This window comes from Ramlibacter sp. (genome assembly GCF_050250995.1).
In the GTDB taxonomy this organism is placed as follows: Bacteria; Pseudomonadota; Gammaproteobacteria; order Burkholderiales; family Burkholderiaceae_C; genus Ramlibacter.
Genome location: NZ_JBFWNP010000021.1, coordinates 41528 through 58962, shown reverse-complemented (window position 1 = coordinate 58962; position 17435 = coordinate 41528). Strand labels below are relative to the sequence as shown.

Annotated in this window: 16 protein-coding genes and 1 tRNA gene; 14 read left to right on the top strand and 3 right to left on the bottom strand. The window is 68.6% G+C overall.

Features of this window, described 5'->3' with window-relative positions; translation table 11 throughout:
• Positions 1-2 precede the first annotated feature (2 nt).
• Genes AB7E83_RS15090 through AB7E83_RS15070 form a run of 5 tightly spaced genes read left to right on the top strand, consistent with a single transcriptional unit; the run spans position 3 to position 5413 of the window.
• On the top strand, positions 3-1214 hold the full coding sequence (locus tag AB7E83_RS15090) for a CaiB/BaiF CoA transferase family protein (protein WP_428570825.1): 1212 nt from the start codon (positions 3-5) through the stop codon (positions 1212-1214).
• The gene (locus tag AB7E83_RS15085) at positions 1211-1795 is read left to right on the top strand and encodes a cysteine dioxygenase (RefSeq protein ID WP_428570823.1); all 585 of its coding nucleotides are present in this window, start codon (positions 1211-1213) and stop codon (positions 1793-1795) included. The genes AB7E83_RS15090 and AB7E83_RS15085 overlap by 4 nt, the downstream gene beginning before the upstream one ends.
• Entirely contained in the window at positions 1792-2547 is a 756-nt protein-coding gene (locus tag AB7E83_RS15080; protein ID WP_428570821.1) for an enoyl-CoA hydratase/isomerase family protein, read from the top strand. Before AB7E83_RS15085 ends, AB7E83_RS15080 begins: the two co-directional genes overlap by 4 nt.
• A complete protein-coding gene (locus AB7E83_RS15075) occupies positions 2544-4661 on the top strand; it encodes an acetate--CoA ligase family protein (protein ID WP_428570819.1) in 2118 nt (705 codons plus the stop codon). Before AB7E83_RS15080 ends, AB7E83_RS15075 begins: the two co-directional genes overlap by 4 nt.
• Before the next feature lie 14 nt (positions 4662-4675).
• Entirely contained in the window at positions 4676-5413 is a 738-nt protein-coding gene (locus tag AB7E83_RS15070; protein WP_428570817.1) for an enoyl-CoA hydratase/isomerase family protein, read from the top strand.
• Between the two features lie 4 nt (positions 5414-5417).
• Here the strand turns inward: AB7E83_RS15070 and AB7E83_RS15065 are convergent, their stop codons facing one another.
• Positions 5418-6200, bottom strand: coding sequence for a response regulator (locus tag AB7E83_RS15065; RefSeq protein WP_428570815.1), 783 nt, complete (start codon positions 6198-6200; stop codon positions 5418-5420).
• Positions 6201-6327: 127 nt separating this feature from the next.
• On the opposite strand from AB7E83_RS15065, the gene AB7E83_RS15060 reads away from it, so the two are divergent.
• The 9 genes from AB7E83_RS15060 (at position 6328) to AB7E83_RS15020 (ending at position 15424) form a co-directional block, all read left to right on the top strand.
• Positions 6328-8154, top strand: a complete 1827-nt coding sequence (locus AB7E83_RS15060) for a nitrite/sulfite reductase (protein ID WP_428570813.1) — start codon at positions 6328-6330, stop codon at positions 8152-8154.
• 2 nt (positions 8155-8156) lie between these two features.
• Entirely contained in the window at positions 8157-8549 is a 393-nt protein-coding gene (locus AB7E83_RS15055; protein ID WP_428570811.1) for a DUF934 domain-containing protein, read from the top strand.
• Between the two features lie 2 nt (positions 8550-8551).
• Positions 8552-9283, top strand: a complete 732-nt coding sequence (locus AB7E83_RS15050; RefSeq protein ID WP_428570807.1) for a phosphoadenylyl-sulfate reductase — start codon at positions 8552-8554, stop codon at positions 9281-9283.
• Positions 9280-10212 (top strand): sulfate adenylyltransferase subunit CysD, encoded by a 933-nt coding sequence (cysD, locus tag AB7E83_RS15045; protein ID WP_428570805.1) that lies wholly within the window; start codon positions 9280-9282, stop codon positions 10210-10212. The genes AB7E83_RS15050 and cysD overlap by 4 nt, the downstream gene beginning before the upstream one ends.
• Positions 10212-11531 (top strand): sulfate adenylyltransferase subunit 1, encoded by a 1320-nt coding sequence (locus tag AB7E83_RS15040; protein ID WP_428570803.1) that lies wholly within the window; start codon positions 10212-10214, stop codon positions 11529-11531. The genes cysD and AB7E83_RS15040 overlap by 1 nt, the downstream gene beginning before the upstream one ends.
• Positions 11532-11622: 91 nt before the next feature.
• Positions 11623-11952: a ferredoxin FdxA gene (gene fdxA, locus AB7E83_RS15035; protein WP_428570801.1), complete on the top strand. Its 330-nt coding sequence runs from the start codon at positions 11623-11625 to the stop codon at positions 11950-11952.
• Positions 11953-11968: 16 nt separating this feature from the next.
• Positions 11969-13006 (top strand): NAD(P)/FAD-dependent oxidoreductase, encoded by a 1038-nt coding sequence (locus tag AB7E83_RS15030; RefSeq protein ID WP_428570799.1) that lies wholly within the window; start codon positions 11969-11971, stop codon positions 13004-13006.
• A gap of 183 nt (positions 13007-13189) precedes the next feature.
• A complete protein-coding gene (locus AB7E83_RS15025; protein ID WP_428570797.1) occupies positions 13190-15310 on the top strand; it encodes a TonB-dependent siderophore receptor in 2121 nt (706 codons plus the stop codon).
• Between the two features lie 38 nt (positions 15311-15348).
• A tRNA-Asn gene (locus tag AB7E83_RS15020) sits at positions 15349-15424 on the top strand.
• Here the strand turns inward: AB7E83_RS15020 and AB7E83_RS15015 are convergent.
• Both AB7E83_RS15015 and AB7E83_RS15010 read right to left on the bottom strand, forming a co-directional pair.
• Positions 15383-16951: a recombinase family protein gene (locus tag AB7E83_RS15015; RefSeq protein WP_428570862.1), complete on the bottom strand. Its 1569-nt coding sequence runs from the start codon at positions 16949-16951 to the stop codon at positions 15383-15385. The genes AB7E83_RS15020 and AB7E83_RS15015 overlap by 42 nt on opposite strands.
• Positions 16948-17280 carry a hypothetical protein gene (locus AB7E83_RS15010; RefSeq protein WP_428570795.1) on the bottom strand — a complete coding sequence of 111 codons (333 nt, stop codon included), beginning with the start codon at positions 17278-17280 and terminating at the stop codon, positions 16948-16950. The genes AB7E83_RS15015 and AB7E83_RS15010 overlap by 4 nt, the downstream gene beginning before the upstream one ends.
• Between the last annotated feature and the right edge of the window lie 155 nt (positions 17281-17435).

Genomic DNA, 17435 nt, shown 5'->3' with positions numbered 1-17435 from the left:
TAATGGAACAATCAAATAAGGGGTCGGCCGGGCGCCTGCCGCTCGCCGGCGTTCGCGTCGTCGAGTTCTGTTCGACCGCCGCCGGCCCGTTCTGCGCGATGCTGCTCGCCGACATGGGCGCCGAAGTGTTCAAGATCGAGCCGCCCGACGGCGACGGCCTGCGAAACTGGCCCCCGCTCACCAACGGCTACAGCGAGAACTTCGCCTCGCTCAACCGGAACAAGAAGTCGGTGGTGCTCGACCTCAAGAACGAGGAAGACCGTGCGCTGGCGCGCCGCATGGTGCTGCAGTCCGACATCGTGGTCGAGAACAACCGCCCCGGCGTGATGGACCGCCTGGGCCTCGGCTACGAAAGCTTCCGCGCGTCGCATCCCGATCTGCTGTTCTGCTCGATCTCCGCGTACGGCCAGACGGGTCCGCGCGCGAACGAGGGCGGCTTCGACCTCACCATCCAGGCGGCCGCGGGCGTCATGAGCGTCACGGGCGAGCCCGAAGGCGGACCCGTGAAGTGCGGCGTGCCCGTGTCCGACTTCAGCTCCGGGCTCTACGGCGCCTTCGCCATCTGCGCGGCGCTCGCGAGCGTGCGCACGGGCGGCGGCGGCGCGCACATCGACGTGCCGATGTTCGGCTGCACGCTGGGCATCGCCGCGCTGCAGACGAGCGAATACTTCGGCAACGGCAACGCGCCGAGAAAGCTGGGCTCCGCGCACCCCCGCAATGCGCCCTACCAGGCCTTCGCGGCGTCCGATGGCTGGTTCGCCATCGCCGCGGGCAACCAGAAGCTGTGGCTCGCCGTGTGCGATGTCGTCGACATGCCGCGCCTGGCCGACGATCCCCGCTTCGCCTCGCCGTCCGAGCGCGCCGCCCACCAGCTCGCGCTGAAGGCCGTGCTCGACACGGTGTTCGTCACGCGGCCGGTGGCGCACTGGATCGCGGCCTTCGAGACGGCGGGCGTGCCGCACGCCCGCATCAACGACTACCCCGCCGCGCTCGCCGACCCGCAGACGCAGCACATGGGCTGGGTGCAGCCGATCACCCTGCCGGGCGGCGACGTCACGAAGACCTTCACGTCGCCCCTGCGCTTCGACGGCCAGGGCTTCGCGGTGCGTTCGCAGCCGCCGGCGCTGGGCCAGCACACCGAAGAAATCCGCGCGCGCTTCGCGCCCTCGACGACCTCCGATTCATCCACGCCCGTCGCGAGCGAGGCCGCATGAACAAGCCCCTGCCCCGATTCATCTCCGATTTGACGCGGCTCGTCGACGCGCATGGGACCGACGAGTCCACGATGCTGCGCGAGGCCGGCGCGCTGATGCGCGGCCTCGTCGCCCGCGACGACTGGCTGCCCGCGGGCGCGCAGCAGGACCACCCGACGTACTACCAGCAGCACCTGCTGTACGCCGATCCGCAGGATCGCTTCTCGCTCGTGAGCTTCGTCTGGGGTCCCGGCCAGAGCACGCCGGTCCACGATCACACGGTCTGGGGCGTGATCGGAATGCTGCGCGGCTCGGAGATCAGCCAGCCCTTCGTGCGCGAGGCCGACGGCCGCATCCACCCGCACGGCGAGGCGCGGCGGCTCGAGCCCGGCGACATCGAGCCGCTGTCGCCCACGCTCGGCGACATCCACCAGGTTCGCAACGCCTACGGCGACCGCGTCTCGATCAGCGTGCACCTCTACGGCGGCAACATCGGGCGCGTGCGCCGCCACGTGTTCGTGCCCGACACCGGCGAGGTCAAGGAATTCGTCTCCGGCTATTCGGCGTTCGACGCGGGCGCGATCGGCGAAGCGGCGCCATGATCGTGCGCGAAGCCGACGGCGTGGTTCGCGTCAAGCTCCAGCGCCCGGACAAGGGCAATGCGCTGTCGAGCGAAACGGTCGCCGGACTCGCCGACGCGGTGGCCGCCGCCACGCGCTCGCACGCCCGGCTCTTCGTGATCGAGGGCGAGGGACGGCATTTCTGCACCGGCTTCGACCTCTCGAACGTCGCCGAGGAAGACGACGACCGGCTGCTCGCGCGCTTCGTGCGCGTCGAGCTGCTGCTGCAGGCCGTGCATGCCGCGCCGTTCGAGACGCTCGCGCTGGCGCACGGGCGCACCATGGGCGCGGGGGCCGATCTCTTTTGCGCGTGCAACCATCGCTGGGTGGCGGGCGATGCGAGCTTCGCCTTCCCCGGCGCGGCCTTCGGCATCGTGCTCGGCACGGCCCGCCTGGGCGACACCGTGGGCGCGCGGCGCGCGCGCCAGTGGGTCGAGAGCGGCGCGACGATAGACACCGCCGAGGCGCTGGAGGCCGGCCTCGCCACACGGCGCATCGAACCCGCCGAAGCCGAAGCCGGGATCGCCGCCCTCGCCTCACGCTGCAAGCGCCTCGATGACGACACGACCGCCGGCCTGCAGCGCGCGCTCGACCGCGTTCGCCGTCCGCGCGGCGACGCGGGCGCCGGCGAAGACCTCATGCAGCTCGTGGTGTCGGCTGCGCGTCCCGGACTGCGAGCGCGCATCGCCGCGTATCGCGCCTCGCTGTCGGCGAACCCGTCCCCCAGGAAATGACGAACCTCGAACAACTCCTCAATCCGCGCTCCGTCGCCGTCATCGGCGCTTCGGAAGACCAGACGAAATTCGGCGGCCGACTCTACCGGACGCTGCTGCGGCACAACTACAGCGGCCGCGTCTTCCCGATCAACCCGGCGCGCGAAACGCTCTTCGGCCTCAAGACCTATCCCGGCGTCGCCGCCACGCCCGAAGCGCCGGACATGGCCGTGATGGCCGTGCCCACCGCGAAGGTCAAGGGCGAAGTTCAAGCCTGCGCCCAGCGCGGCGTGAAGGCCGCGATCATCATCACGTCGAAGTTCTCCGATGCGGGACCCGAGGGCGCCGCGCTGGAGGCGGAAATCGTCGAGGAGGCGGCGCGCGGCGGCATGCGCATCATCGGCCCGAACTGCCTGGGCCTCATCAGCCCGGCCAACAAGCTTGTGCTGTGTTCCTCGCCCGCCCTCGACGTGGACACGCTCATCGAATCGCCGATCGGCCTGGTGAGCCAGAGCGGCGCGTTGATGGGCACGCTCTTCGACCGGGCCCACGGCATGGGCATCGGCTTCTCGCACTGCGTTTCCGTGGGCAATCAGGCCGACCTGGAGCTGTGCGACTTCATCGAGTTCCTCATCGACGACCCGCGCACGCGCGTGCTGTGCAGCTACGTCGAGGGCGTGAAGTCGCCCGCACGCGTGGTGCAGCTCGCGAGGCGCGCCCGCGAAGCGGGCAAGCCCTGGCTGATGGTGAAGGCCGGCGCGTCGGACGAGGGCAGCCGCGCCGCTTATTCGCACACCGCGAGCCTCGCGGGCGACTACGCCTCGCTGGCGGCGATGTGCGCGCACGAGAACATCGTGCTGATGGACGATGCCCACGACATGGTCGCGCTTGCCGGCGCCATGGTGCGCTATCCGGGGCGCAAGGTGCGCAATGCGGCGGTGCTCACGATCTCGGGCGGCGCCGGCGCCCTGGCCGCGGATCGCTTGTCCGAAGCGGGCGTGCCGCTCGCGCAATTCAGCGAGTCGACCATGCAGCGGTTCGCCCAGCACTATCCGCCCGGACAGGCGGCCAACCCCATCGACATCGGCGCGCGCCGCAACGAGATGGACGAGGTCGGCGCCGCGAGCGCGGAGATCGCGCTGTCCGACCCCGGCTGCGACCTTGGCCTCGTCGCGATGACCACCGCGCCGGACGTGCCCGGGCTCACGCGCTATCTTGCGCAGGGCGCCGCACGCGAGGCCGCGCAGGGCAAGCCGATGCTCTACGTGATGCTGCCCGGACGCGTCGCCGCGCCGGCGCGCGAATTCCTGAAGGCGGAGGGCCTGCCCTGCGTCGACACCACGGCGAGCGCCGCGAGCATGTTGCGCGCGTGGAAGCGCTGGTCGGACTATGTGGAGCCGTCCGAGCCCGCACGGCCCCCGGGCCGGCGCGCCACGATCCCGGCGACCCGCGAAGAACTCGGCGCCCTCGGCGAAGCGGCATCCAAGGCGCTCGTCGCGTCCGCCGGGCTGCACGTGAACGACGGGGTGGTCGTGCGGACGGCCGACGAAGCGATCGCGCAGGCAGCTCGGCTGGGCTACCCGGTGGTGCTCAAGATCGTGTCCGCCGACATCTCCCACAAGTCGGACGTGGGCGGCGTGGAGCTGGGCATCGCCGACGCCGACGACCTGAGGCGCCGCTTCGCCCGCATGCGCGACACGGTGGCGACGCGGGCGCCGCAGGCGCGCATCGACGGCTTTTTCGTGCAGGCGCAACTCGCGGGCGACCTGGAGCTGCTCGTCGGCGCGCGCCACGATGCGCAGTTCGGCCCGCAACTCGTCGTGGGCGCCGGCGGCGTGCTGGTGGAGCTGTTCAAGGACATCCAGGTGCTGCCCGCGCCCGCGCACCCGGACACGGTGCGCGCCGCCCTGGCGCGCCTGAAAGTGGCGCCGCTGCTGCAGGCCTGGCGCGGCCGCGGCGAGCTGGACGCCGAGGCCGTGGTCGACGCGGTCGTCCGGCTCGGCTGGCTCGCGGCGGACATCGCCGCCGCGCATCCGGGCCTCGACTTCGAAATCGAAGTGAACCCCCTCATCGTGGGGCGCAAGGGGCGCGGCGCATTCGCCGTGGACGCGCGCGCCCGCATCGGATCGGATTGAAAGGAACCATCGTCATGTCGCAAATCCTCATCGAACACATCGGCAAGGTCACGCTCTTCACCATCAACCGCCCGCAGCGCAAGAACGCGATCTGCAAGGAGACCGCGCTGGAGCTCCAGGCGGGCTTCAAGGAATTCCAGGCGTCCGATCAGCTCGTGGCCGTGATCACCGGCGCCGGCAACGACGCCTTTTCGGCGGGCGCCGACGTGAGCAATCTCCCCGAACTCTGGCGGTGCATTCCGGGCGGCGGCTTCTTCACCGACAAGCCGGTGATCGCGGCCACCGCGGGCTGGTGCGTGGGCGGCGCGATGGTGCTCACGATGATGTGCGACCTCATCGTGGCTGCGGACAACACGAAGTTCTCGTACCCCGAGGCGCGCCTGGGCTTCACGGGCGGCATGATCTCCAGCCTGCCCTCGCGCATTCCGCACAAAGTCGCCATGGACATCATCATGCTCGGCCGCACCGTCGAGGCGAAGCGGGCCTACGACGTCGGCCTCGTGAGCGAGCTCGTGCCCGTGGGCCAGCAGGTCGAGGTGGCGCTGAAGCAGGCCCAGGAGCTCGCCGAGTCCTCGCCCCTCGTGTTGCGAACACTCAAGCGATTCGTGAACGAGCAGGTGATGCCCAAGGGCCCGGCGGAGATCATGGCCGAGACCATGCGGCAGTTGCGCGAGGTGAGCGAAAGCGACGACTTCCAGGAAGGCATGGCGGCCTTCCGCGAAAAGCGCAAGCCGGTCTATCGGTCGCGTTGACTCTCTAACTCGGCTCGCGCGGCCCGGCGACTTTTTCCAGCAGCTTCTGCATGCGCTCGGGATCGGGCGGCTTGCCGAAGAAGACGCTCGGGCCGGGCAGCCACGCACGTGCGCGTTCGAAGGCCGTGCCGCCGTCCTTGACGACGACGACGTGGGGGATTTTCGGCTCCGCCTCGTCGAGCGTTCGCAGCAGCTCCCAGCCGCGCCCGCCGGGCAGGGCGTGGTCGATCAGCGCCACGTCGTAGGACGTCCCACGGATCAGCTCCATCAACTGCTCCGCCGTAGCGGCCTCGTCGGCCAGAGGAAGCCGCGACAGGGCGAGCTTCGCCCGCCAGTAGAGGCGCTCGTCGCGGTCGGCGCTGGCGATCAGGGCACGCTTGCGCGGCTCCTCCAGCTGCGACGGCTGCGTGTCGGGCGCATCGGGCGGAACGTCGTCGCCGCCGCCGAATTCGAGGTCGAAATCGAGCGGCGCGGGCGCGAAGCGTTGTTCGATCGTCTGCACGACCTCGGCCCAGGCGATGGGGCGATGGAACACGCGCCAGGCATTCGCCGGTGCGCCGTCGCCGACCCAGACCAGCGGCACATCGTCGCGGGCAAGCGCGTCCGCTTCGGGGTGCGACTCGGCGGTGTGGCCGTCGAGCAGGCCCAGCCGTGGGGCCTGCGGCGCGTCGGGCATCCACAGCGTGTACGCCGTCTCGCTCTCCTCGGAGAGCCGGAACACGGTGTTGAGCGCGTGCCGCTCGACGTCGGTGAAACCCACGACCTTGATGAAAACGCGCTCGGCCATCCTTATCCGTCCGCCTCCGTAAAACGCCCGCGAAACCGCACGGGGCGCGGCCCATAAGCTTATCCGCATAACGGGCGAATTAAAAAGTAGTTGGTTTCCATAAGGGTGGCTCGTAGATTCGCTCCCCATGTATCAGTACACCGAATTCGACAAGCAGTTCGTGCGCCAGCGCGCAGCCCAGTACCGGGACCAGCTCGAGCGCTGGCAGGCGGGCACGCTGGGCGACGACGAATTCCGGCCGCTGCGCCTGCAGAACGGCTGGTACATCCAGCGCTACGCGCCCATGCTGCGCGTCGCGGTGCCTTACGGCGAGATCTCGAGCCCGCAGCTTCGGACCCTGGCGAAGATCGCGCGCGAGTACGACCGGCCGGACCCCGAACTGCTTCGCGACGCGCAGGAAAAGCAGCTGGCCCTGGGCGAAGTGCCCGTGCCCGGCGGCACGCCCGTCGTCACCAAGCTCAAGTACGGCTATGGCCACTTCACGACGCGCACCAACGTCCAGTTCAACTGGATCCCCATCGAGAAGAGCGCCGACGTGATGGAGCTGCTGGCTTCCGTGAACATGCACGGCATCCAGACCAGCGGCAACTGCATCCGCAACATCACGAGCGACGAGCTCGCCGGCATCGCCCCCGACGAAGTGGCGGACCCCCGCCCCTTCTGCGAAATCCTGCGCCAGTGGAGCTCGCTGCATCCCGAGTTCAGCTTCCTGCCGCGCAAGTTCAAGATCGCGGTCAACGGCGCGACCGAGGACCGCACGGCGCTCGGCTGGTACGACATCGGCCTGCAACTGCACCGGAACGCCGCGGGCGAGCTCGGCTTCCGCGTCCACGTGGGCGGCGGCATGGGCCGCACGCCCATCATCAGCACGGCGGTGCGCGAGTTCCTGCCCTGGGACCAGGTCATCAACTACGTCGAGGCCTGCATCCGCGTCTACAACCGCTATGGCCGGCGCGACAACGTGTGGAAGGCGCGCATCAAGATCCTCGTGAAGGCCGAGGGCCAGCGCTACATCGACCAGGTCGAGGCCGAGTACAAGGCCATCGTCGAGCAGGACGGCGGCCCGCACACGATCACGCAGGCCGAGTACGACCGCGTGGCCGCGAACTTCGTCGCGCCCGAGCGCAAGAGCGTGCGCACCGGCGCCGACAAGAACCTTCACGAGATCGTGCGTGCGGACGCCGAAGCCGACCCCGCATATCGCCGCTGGATCGAGCGCAACGTGCAGGCGCACAAGAACCCCGAGCTCCGCGCCGTTACCCTGTCCTTCAAGCGCCTCGGCCAGGCGCCCGGCGATGCCGATGCGAGCCAGCTGGAACTGGCCGCCGACCTCGCCGACCGCTTCTCCGCAGGCGAGGCGCGCGTCACTCATATCCAGAACCTGCTGCTGCCCTGGGTGCATGTCGACGACCTGCCCGAACTGTATGCGGCGGCGCGCAAGGCCGGCCTCGCACGTCCCAACATCGGCCTGCTGACCGACATGATCGCCTGCCCCGGCGGCGACTTCTGCTCGCTCGCCAACGCGCGCTCGCTGCCCATCGCCGAGGCGATCACCCAGCGTTATCAAGACCTCGACGAACTGTTCGACCTGGGCGACATCGACCTCAACATCTCCGGCTGCATCAACAGCTGCGGCCATCACCACGCGGGCCACATCGGCATCCTCGGCGTCGACAAGGACGGCAAGGAGTGGTACCAGGTCACGCTGGGCGGCTCGAACGGCTCCACGCTCTCGGGTCCGGCGACGCCCGGCAAGGTGGTCGGCCCGTCGTTCTCGGCGGCCGAAGTGCCCGAAGTGATCGAGGCCGTGCTGGAGACCTACCGCCGCGAGCGCATCGGCGCGGACGTCGACGGCAAGGCCGAAACCTTCATCGCGACCCTGCGCCGCGTGGGCATCGAGCCGTTCAAGGCCGCCGCCAATGGCGCGCGCATCAAAGAGAAAGTGGAGGCCTGATCATGGAACAGGTCCTGAAGATCATCGACGCCGCGGCGCATGCGGCCGACTCGGCCGGTCACGTGCTGCGCCTCGCCAACGACGCCGATCCGGCCACCGTCTCGCTCGACGGCGTGACGCGCATCGAGCTCGACTTTCCGAAGTTCACGGATGGCCGCGCCTACAGCCAGGCGCTGCTGCTGCGCCGCCGCCTCGGCTTCAAGGGCGACCTGCGCGCCACCGGCGACGTGCTCATCGACCAGCTGGTCGCCATGCAGCGCAGCGGCTTCTCCACGGCCGTGCTGAAGGCGGGCAAGGACGTCGGCGAAGCGCGCCGCCAGTTCGAGCGCTTCGCCCGCTACTACCAGGGCGACGTGACGGCGAAGCCGCACTTCCTGGCGCTCGAGGCGGCATAAGCATGGGCGCGATCGCACTCTACGCCCGGCCTTCCGCGGCGTACGGGGAAAAACTTGCCGCCACGCGCGCGCTGCTGCTGCGCGCAGCCACGGAGTTCGCGCCGGTGACGCAGGCGTCGAGCCTCGGCGCCGAGGACGTCGTCATCACGCACCTCATCAATTCGCTGGCCGTGGACATTCCCGTGTTCGTGCTGGAGACGGGCACGCTGCATCCGCAGACGCTCGAATTGCTGGAGCGCACGGTCGCCACGTCGCGCGTGCCGGTGAACGTGTACCGGCCGGTGCAGGAACACGTGGTGCGGTTCGTCGAGCGCGAAGGCGCCGAAGCCATGTACCGCAGCATCGAACTGCGCAAGGCGTGCTGCCACCTGCGCAAGATGGAGCCGCTGGAGCGCGCGCTCGCCGGGCACCGTGCCTGGATCACCGGGCTGCGCCGCGAGCAGTCGAACGCGCGCGCCGACGTGCCGGCCATCGACACCTCCGACGCACGCCGCGTGAAGATCAACCCGCTGGCCGACTGGACCAACGGCGACGTGTGGCACTACATCGCGTCCAACGCGGTCGACTACAACCCGCTGCACGACGAGTTCTACCCCAGCATCGGCTGCGCGCCCTGCACGCGCGCCGTGGCGGTGGGCGAAGACTTCCGCGCCGGCCGCTGGTGGTGGGAGGACGAAGCCGCGAAGGAATGCGGACTGCACGTGAAGGACAACCAGGAAAGCGCGACCGCATGAACGCCCGAGCCGAACCCCAGCTGCTGCGCCAGATCAGCAACCGCCACCTCGACTCCCTCGAGGAAGAAGCCATCTTCATCCTGCGCGAAGTCGCCGGCGCCTTCGAGCGGCCGACGCTGCTGTTCTCCGGCGGCAAGGACTCGCTCGTGCTGCTCAAGTGCGCCGAGAAGGCCTTCGGCAGCGGCCGCCTGCCGTATCCGCTGCTCATGATCGACACCGGGCACAACTTCCGCGAAGTCACCGACTTCCGCGACGCCCGCGCGAAGGAGCTCGGCGCCGAGCTCATCGTGCGCAGCGTCGAGGATTCGATGAAGCGCGGCACGGTCCGCCTCGCGCGTCCCGACGAGAGCCGCAACGTCCACCAGTCGGTGACGCTGCTCGAAGCCATCGACGAGTTCCGCTTCGACGCCCTGATCGGGGGCGCTCGCCGCGACGAAGAAAAAGCGCGCGCGAAGGAACGCATCTTCTCCCACCGCGACAGCTTCGGCCAGTGGCAGCCGAAAGCGCAGCGCCCTGAGCTCTGGACGCTGTTCAACACGCGCCTCGCGCCCGGCGAGCACTTCCGCGTCTTTCCCATCAGCAACTGGACCGAGCTCGACGTGTGGCAATACATCGAGCGCGAGAACATCGCCCTGCCCTCCATCTACTACGCGCACCAGCGCCAGGTGGTCGAGCGCAAGGGCCTGCTCGTGCCCGTGACCGAACTCACGCCGCCGCGCGCGGGCGAAGAGGTCGTGACCCGCACCGTGCGCTTCCGCACCGTGGGCGACATCACCTGCACCTGCCCCGTGGCGAGCCCCGCGGCGAACGCGAGCGAAGTGGTGGCCGAAACGCTGGTCGCCGACGTGAGCGAGCGCGGCGCCACGCGCATGGACGACAAGACATCGGACGCCTCGATGGAAAAGCGCAAGAAGGATGGGTATTTCTGATGAGAATCGATTACGACGCGGTGGCTGCGCACGCCGGCAACGGCAGCCCGCATGACCCGGCCCACGACCACGACGCCGCGCTGCGCTTCATCACCTGTGGCTCGGTCGACGACGGCAAGAGCACGCTGATCGGCCGCCTGCTGGTCGACAGCCGCGCGGTGCTGCAGGACCAGCTCGCGAGCGTCTCGAAGTCCGGCGAAGCCGACCTCGCGCTGCTGACCGACGGCCTCACCGCCGAGCGCGAACAGGGCATCACCATCGACGTCGCGTACCGCTATTTCGCGACGCCCCTGCGCAAATTCATCATCGGCGACGCGCCGGGCCACGAGCAGTACACCCGCAACATGGTCACGGCCGCTTCGAGCGCCGACGCCGCCGTGGTGCTGGTCGATGCGACCAAGCTCGACTGGCGCGATCCCGCGCTCGTGCTGCTGCCCCAGACGAAGCGCCACACGCTGCTGGTGAGCCTGCTGCGCGTGCCGTCGATCGTGTTCACGATCAACAAGCTCGATGCGGTGGAAGACCCCGCCGCCGCGTTCGCGAACATTCGCGGCGCGCTCGAAGCGTTCACGCAAGCCGCCGGCATCGAAGCGCACGCGATCATCCCGATTTCCGCGCTCAAGGGCCACAACGTGGTGGAGGCGCAGCCGGGCTGGTGCGGCTACGCCGGCCCGTCGCTGCTCCAGGTGCTGGAGAAGCTGGACGTGACGCCTGCCGAGACCGCCGAAGCGTTCTCGTTCCCCGTGCAATGGGTCGAGAAGTTCTCCTCCTCGTCCGACACCTCGCAGGGCCGGCGCGTGTTCTGGGGCCGCGTCGCCACCGGCGTCGTCGAACCCGGGCAGCAGGTCACGGTGCTGCCGGGCGGCCAGACCGCCACGGTGGCCCAGGTGCTGAACCACGTGCGCGAACCGGGCGCCGTGCCCGCGCGCCACAGCGCGGGCATCGTGCTGGACCGCGAGGTCGACGTGTCGCGCGGCGACTGGCTGCTCGCGCCCGGCGCCATCGAAGCCACGCGGGAAATCTCCGCGACCGTGGCGTGGCTCGACGACGAGCCGCTGGTCGCGGGTCGCGCCTACTGGGCGCTGCACGGCCATCGCTGGGTCAAGGCACGGATCCGGTCCATCGCACACAAGCTCGACGTGAACACGCTCGAGGAACATTCCGCCGAGCAGCTGGAGCCGAACTCGATCGGCCACGTGCTGATCGCGCTGCAGGAACCGCTTGCCACGCTGCCCCACGCGCGCTCGCGCACGCTCGGCGCGCTGGTGCTCGTGGACACGGCCACGCACAAGACCTCGGCCGCGGTGCTGGTTCGCTGACGAGCCATCCGGCCGCGCGCCGGCCCAAAGTTAGAATGGAGGGCTTCGTTGCCCTCGCTGCACTTTCGCAATTCGAATTGCCTGCATTGCCATGACCCACGTCGTCACCGAATCCTGTATCGAATGCAAGTACACCGACTGCGTGGACGTGTGCCCGGTCGACTGCTTCCGCGAAGGGCCGAACATGCTCGTGATCGACCCCGACGAATGCATCGACTGCGCGGTGTGCATCCCCGAGTGCCCGGTGAACGCGATCTTCGCGGAGGAAGACACGCCGCCGGACCAGATCGCCTTCATCAAGATCAACGCCGATCTCTCGCGTGCGGCGGGCTGGACCAGCATCACCAAGCGCAAGCCGGCGCTGCCGCAGGCCGACGAGTGGAAAGACAAGACGGGCAAGCTCGACAAGCTGGTTCGCTGACGGCCGCGACCGGCGCATGATCGAGACCGATGCGCTGATCGTCGGGGCCGGCCCGGTCGGCCTGTTCCAGGTCTTCGAGCTCGGCTTGCTCGAAATCCGCTGCCATGTCGTCGACTCGCTGCCCCACGTGGGCGGCCAGTGCGTCGAGCTCTATGGCGACAAACCCATCTACGACATTCCCTCGGTGCAGGTCTGCACCGGGCGCGAGCTTGTCGACAACCTGATGCGCCAGGCGCAGCCGTTTGCGCCGGTGTTCCATCTCGGGCAGGTCGTCACGCGCGTGGAAGTGCGGGACGATGGCCGCTTCGTCGTCGAAACGTCGCGCGGCATCCGGTTTCTCGCGCGCACCGTGTTCATAGCCGCGGGCGTCGGCGCGTTCCTGCCGCGCACGGTGAAGGTCGACGGCATCGATGCGTTCGAAGGCAGCCAACTGTTCCATCGTGTCGAGGAAGCGGGCGATGCCGTGGGACGGCACGTCGTGATCCTCGGCGATGAGGATGCGGCGGTCGATGCTTCGGTGGCGCTTGCGAACGAAAGCCAGGCCGCGAGCGTGACGCTGCTGCATCGTCGCGACGTATTCCGCGCGGCGGCGCCTACGGTGGATGCGATGCGTGCGCTTGTCGCCGCGAAGAAGCTGCAACTCGTGATCGGCCAGGTCACCGGCTTCCGACGGCAAGACTCGAAACTTACCGCGCTCGAAGTCGCCGCCAGCGATGCGACGAAGCGCGACATCCCCGCGGACACGGTCCTCGCCCTCCTCGGCCTTTCTCCCAAGCTCGGGCCCGTCGCCGACTGGGGCCTCGACATCGAACGCAAGCAACTGAAGGTCGACACGGAGTCGTACGCCACGAGCGTGCGCGGCATCTTCGCCGTCGGCGACGTCAACACGTATCCGGGCAAGAAGAAGCTCATTCTCTGCGGCTTCCACGAAGCAACGCTCGCGGCCTTCGGAGCGGCGGCGCTGATCTTCCCGGATCGCAAGACGCCACTGCAGTACACGACGACGAGCCCTCGCCTGCACGAGCTGCTCGGCGTGTCGCCCACCATCGAATAGAATCCGCACGCGCTCCCGCTCGCGTGGGTGCGCATCCGCTAGGGGTGTTGCCGCGTGTTCGCCATCGAACGCGCGTCGACTGAGAAAGTCCCTTTGAACCTGATTGAGGTAATCCTCGCGCAGGGAAGCAAGCTGTTCGCCGAGTAGCACGCCTTCCTGCCATGACTTTGAAGGAAGAAGTCCGTGGCGCCATTCAAGCCCTCCTGTCTCGCCGTCGCCCTGCTCGCGACATTCCCTGCGCTGCACGCGCAGACCACACTGAAGCCGGTCACGGTCACCGAGCGCGCCGCGCCCGTGGCCGACGTCACGGGCTTCGGCGACTTCCCTCTGCGCGAGGTTCCCGTCTCCGCGACGGTCGTGGACCGTCGGCAGATCGAAGCCATGGGGGCGCGTCGCCTGGCCGACCTGACCGTCCTCGACCCCGCCATCGCCGACGCGTACAACTCGCCGGGCTACTGGGACCAGATGAGCATTCGCGGCTTCACGCTGGACCAGCGCTTCAACTACCGGCGCGAGGGCCTGCCGATCAGTGCCGAGACCTCGATCCCGATCGAGAACAAGGAGCGCGTCGAGTTCCTCAAGGGCACGAGCGGCATCCAGGCCGGCACCAGCGCGCCGGGCGGGCTCGTCAACTACGTGGTGAAGCGGCCGACGCAGAACGACATCCGCGAAGTCCGGCTCGAAGCCACGCAGCGCGCGAGCCTGCTCGGCGCCGCGGACATCGGCGGCCGCTTCGGCGCCGACCGCGCTTTCGGCCTGCGGCTGAACGTCGCGCACGAGCAGCTGCGGCCACGCGTTCGCAATCTCGACGGCGAGCGCAGCCTCGTCGCGGCCGCGGGCGACTGGCGTGTGAGCCGCGACTCGGTCGTGCAGGCCGAATTTGAATGGAGCCGCAAGACGCAGCCCAGCGTGCCGGGCTTCAGCCTGCTCGGCAGCGCCGTGCCCCGCGTCCCCGACCCGCGCCTGAACCTGAACAACCAGCCGTGGTCGCTGCCCAATGAATTCGACGCGCTCACGGGCACCTTGCGCTACGAGCAGGCGATCAATACCGACTGGCGCTGGTGGGCGCAGCTCGGCTCGCAGCGACTGAAGACGAACGACCGTCTCGCCTTCCCCTTCGGCTGCAGCGCGGAAGGCGCGTTCGACCGCTATTGCTCGGACGGCAAGTTCGACCTCTACGACTTCCGCAGCGAGAACGAAAAGCGCCGGCAGGATGCGGCGTCGCTCCATCTGCAAGGCAAGCTCGCCACCGGCGGCGTCACGCACGACCTGTCGTTCGGCCTGCTCGCGAGCCGCGTGCGCAACCGCTTCCAGGGCGAGGCGTTCAACTACGCCGGCGTCGGCAATGTGCAGGGCACGGCGTTCACGCCGCCATCGCCTGCGATCACGGGCGCGAGCACGAATCGGGACGAGCGCTCGCTGGAGTTTTCCGTGAGCGATGCCATCCGCTTCGATCCGCGCACCACGCTGTGGCTCGGCGTGCGCCACACGCGGCTGGATCGCGACAGCGTCGCGACGGACAACACGCGGCGCACGTCCTACGGCCAGTCCCTGACCACGCCGTGGGCCGCGCTCAGCTATCGGCTCGCGGACGCGACGACTGCATATGCGAGCTATGGTCAAGGCGTCGAGTCGCAGGTCGTGCCCAATCGTGCGCTGCAGTACACCAATGCGGGCGTCGCATTGCCTGCGCTGAAGTCGAAGCAGTGGGAGCTGGGCGTGAAAGGCGGACGCGAGGCATTCGACTGGCAGGTCGCGCTGTTCCACGTCACACGGCCGATGTCGAACATCGATGCGTGTACGCGTCTCTTCATCACGCCGTGCGTCGGCCAGTACGATGGCCAGGCCGTGCATCGCGGCATCGATGCGAATGCGCAGTGGACGCAAGGGCCGTGGCGCCTCGGCGGCGGGCTGATGTGGCTGGATGCGAAGCGCGAGGGCAGCGTGCTGGAGCCGGCGAACAACGGCCGGTCGGCCGCGAACGTGCCGGAGCTCGCCCTGCGAGCGAACGTCGCGTATCGCTTCTCGTCGGTTCCGGGCCTGGAGCTCGAGGGGCGTGCGTCGCACGAGGGCTCGCGCTCCGTGCTGCCGGACGGCTCGATCACCCTGCCCTCGTGGACGCGCGTCGACGCGGCGCTGCGCTACGAGCGCAAGTGGGGCGGCGTGCAGACGAGCTGGACCCTGGGCATCGACAACCTGCTCGACCGCCGGTACTGGCGCGAGTCGCCGTACCAGTTCGGCCATGTCTACCTGTATCCCGGCGCCCCGCGCACGGCCCGGATCACGTTCACGGCGGCGCTCTGAGGAGCACCGAAAAAATGACGCTATAATCGAAGGCTTGTTCCCCGATAGCTCAGTCGGTAGAGCGCCGGACTGTTAATCCGTAGGTCCCTGGTTCGAGCCCAGGTCGGGGAGCCACCTACACGTACTGCGAACCGAGGTCCCGGAGCCTGCATCCAGCAGGGCCTCCGGGCGATAGTCGACCGTGACGCCATCGGCGTTCACGGTCACCCGCTCGAGAAGCGCACCCAGAAAGGCGCGCTTTTTTTTCACGTCAGCCCGTAGCACGACTTCGCCCATCACCTCGGCGGCGATCCCGGGCTCGATGTTCCGGCGCCGTGCCGGCATCGGCGCAGCTTCGAGCGCCACCAGCTCGGCCTGCAGCTGCTGCAGTTCCGCCTCGCGTTCACGCAGCCGGCGGGTGACCACGGGAAGGTCGGGCGTGTCGCGCCCGCCACGCTCGAGCAGGTCGAAAAGCCGCTCCTGGCGCCCTTCCACGTCCCGGATGCCCGCCACCAGCTGGGCGCGTCGCGTTTCTCGCTCCTGCACCCATTCCTCGCTCGCGCTGGCCAGGTCCTCGAGCGCCTCACGCATCGCCGCCGGCGTCAGCACGTGCTTCAGGATCTGGTCCAGCAACCAGTCGTCGAAGACGTCGGCACGCATCGCCCGGAAGTGGCAACGCGGCGCACCCGACTTGTGCGCCAGGCACGCGTAGTAGCTGTAAAGGCCGCCATTGCCGTTCCCAGTCCGGATTTGCAGTCTGCCGCTGCAAATTCCGCAGTGGATCAGGCCCGTGAACACGAACATGCTCCGGTGGCCGCCGCCATGCTCGTGGTGGGGAATGCGTTCTTCCATCATCGCTTGAGCCCTTTCGAATTCGCCATCGCGTACGAGCGCGGGATGGCTGGCCACCTTCACCCATTGTTCGGGCGGCTTCGTCTTACGCGTGCGCCTATGTGTCTTGTTGAAGATCCTCACGCCCGTGTACACCTCGTTTTTCAGCAGGTAGTTCACGCCGTTCTTCGTCCAGCGGCTACCGCGGCGAAGCTGCCCGGCCTCGTTGAGCGCGAGCGCGATCGCTTGGCTGCCGCTGCCGGCCAGGCACAGCGCAAAGATCCTGCGCACCACCACCGCCTCCTCGTCGGCGATCGCCAGCCGGGCCCTTGCCCCATCCTTCACCGTGCAGTACCCGAACGGCACCCCGCCGCCGGTGAAGTAGCCCGCGGCGGCCGCCACCTTCTGCGAGCGCAGGGTGTCGCGTGCGACCTGGCGGGAATACATCTCGTCCATCAGCCCGTGGATCGCCTTGTTGACGAAGCCGGCGTCGGTCTCGTCATCGATGTCCGCGTTCAGGCATTCGAGCTTCGTGCCGATCTCCTTCAGCTCCTCGCCGCTGCGGAACAGGTCCAACATGTTGCGCGCGAAGCGCGACGTCGACCAGGTCACGAAGAAGTCGACGTTGGTCGCCTCGCAAAAGGCCTTGGCGCGCTGGAACGCACTGCGGTTGCGCGTCTCGCGCCCGCTGATGCCCTCGTCGAGGAACACCTTCACGACGTCGGCGCCCAGCTGGTGGGCACGCGCCGTGCATTGCTGGATCTGCGCCTCGATCGAGACGCTCTCCTCGCGCTGCTTGCTGACACGGGCGTAGATGACGGCACGCTTCATCGCTGGCCCACTTTACGGCGACCGGCTAGCCGAAATATGTGAGAGAGGCTCAGCGTCTCACCAAGCTGCCGAGCGACCATCTCCTGAATCGCTTTGTCGTCGAAGCCCATCGTCACCAGGCACTCGATGAACCGGTTTCGCTGGAAGCGGTGGAACGACGACAGCCGGCGCAGCTTGACCTCGATCATGGATTCGCTCTCCGAGCGAAGCACGAGCGACCGGTCCAGGATGCGCCACATCGTCATGAAGCTCTCGTACCCGATCGCGCGCGCGACGTCGATCCACACGCCCGGCATGCCCATGACTTCGAGCTCGCGGATTTTGGCCACCTCCCAGACATCCGAGGAAGTGCGTTCGTTCAGGTACCCGCCCCCCCTCCGGCGGCGATGGCCCCCTGACCGCCGAGCCCCCACCCCCTGCCCAGGTGCCTGCTCGAGCCCGTCGATCTCTGCTTGCGCCTGCCAGCTGCTGCGACTTTCATGCA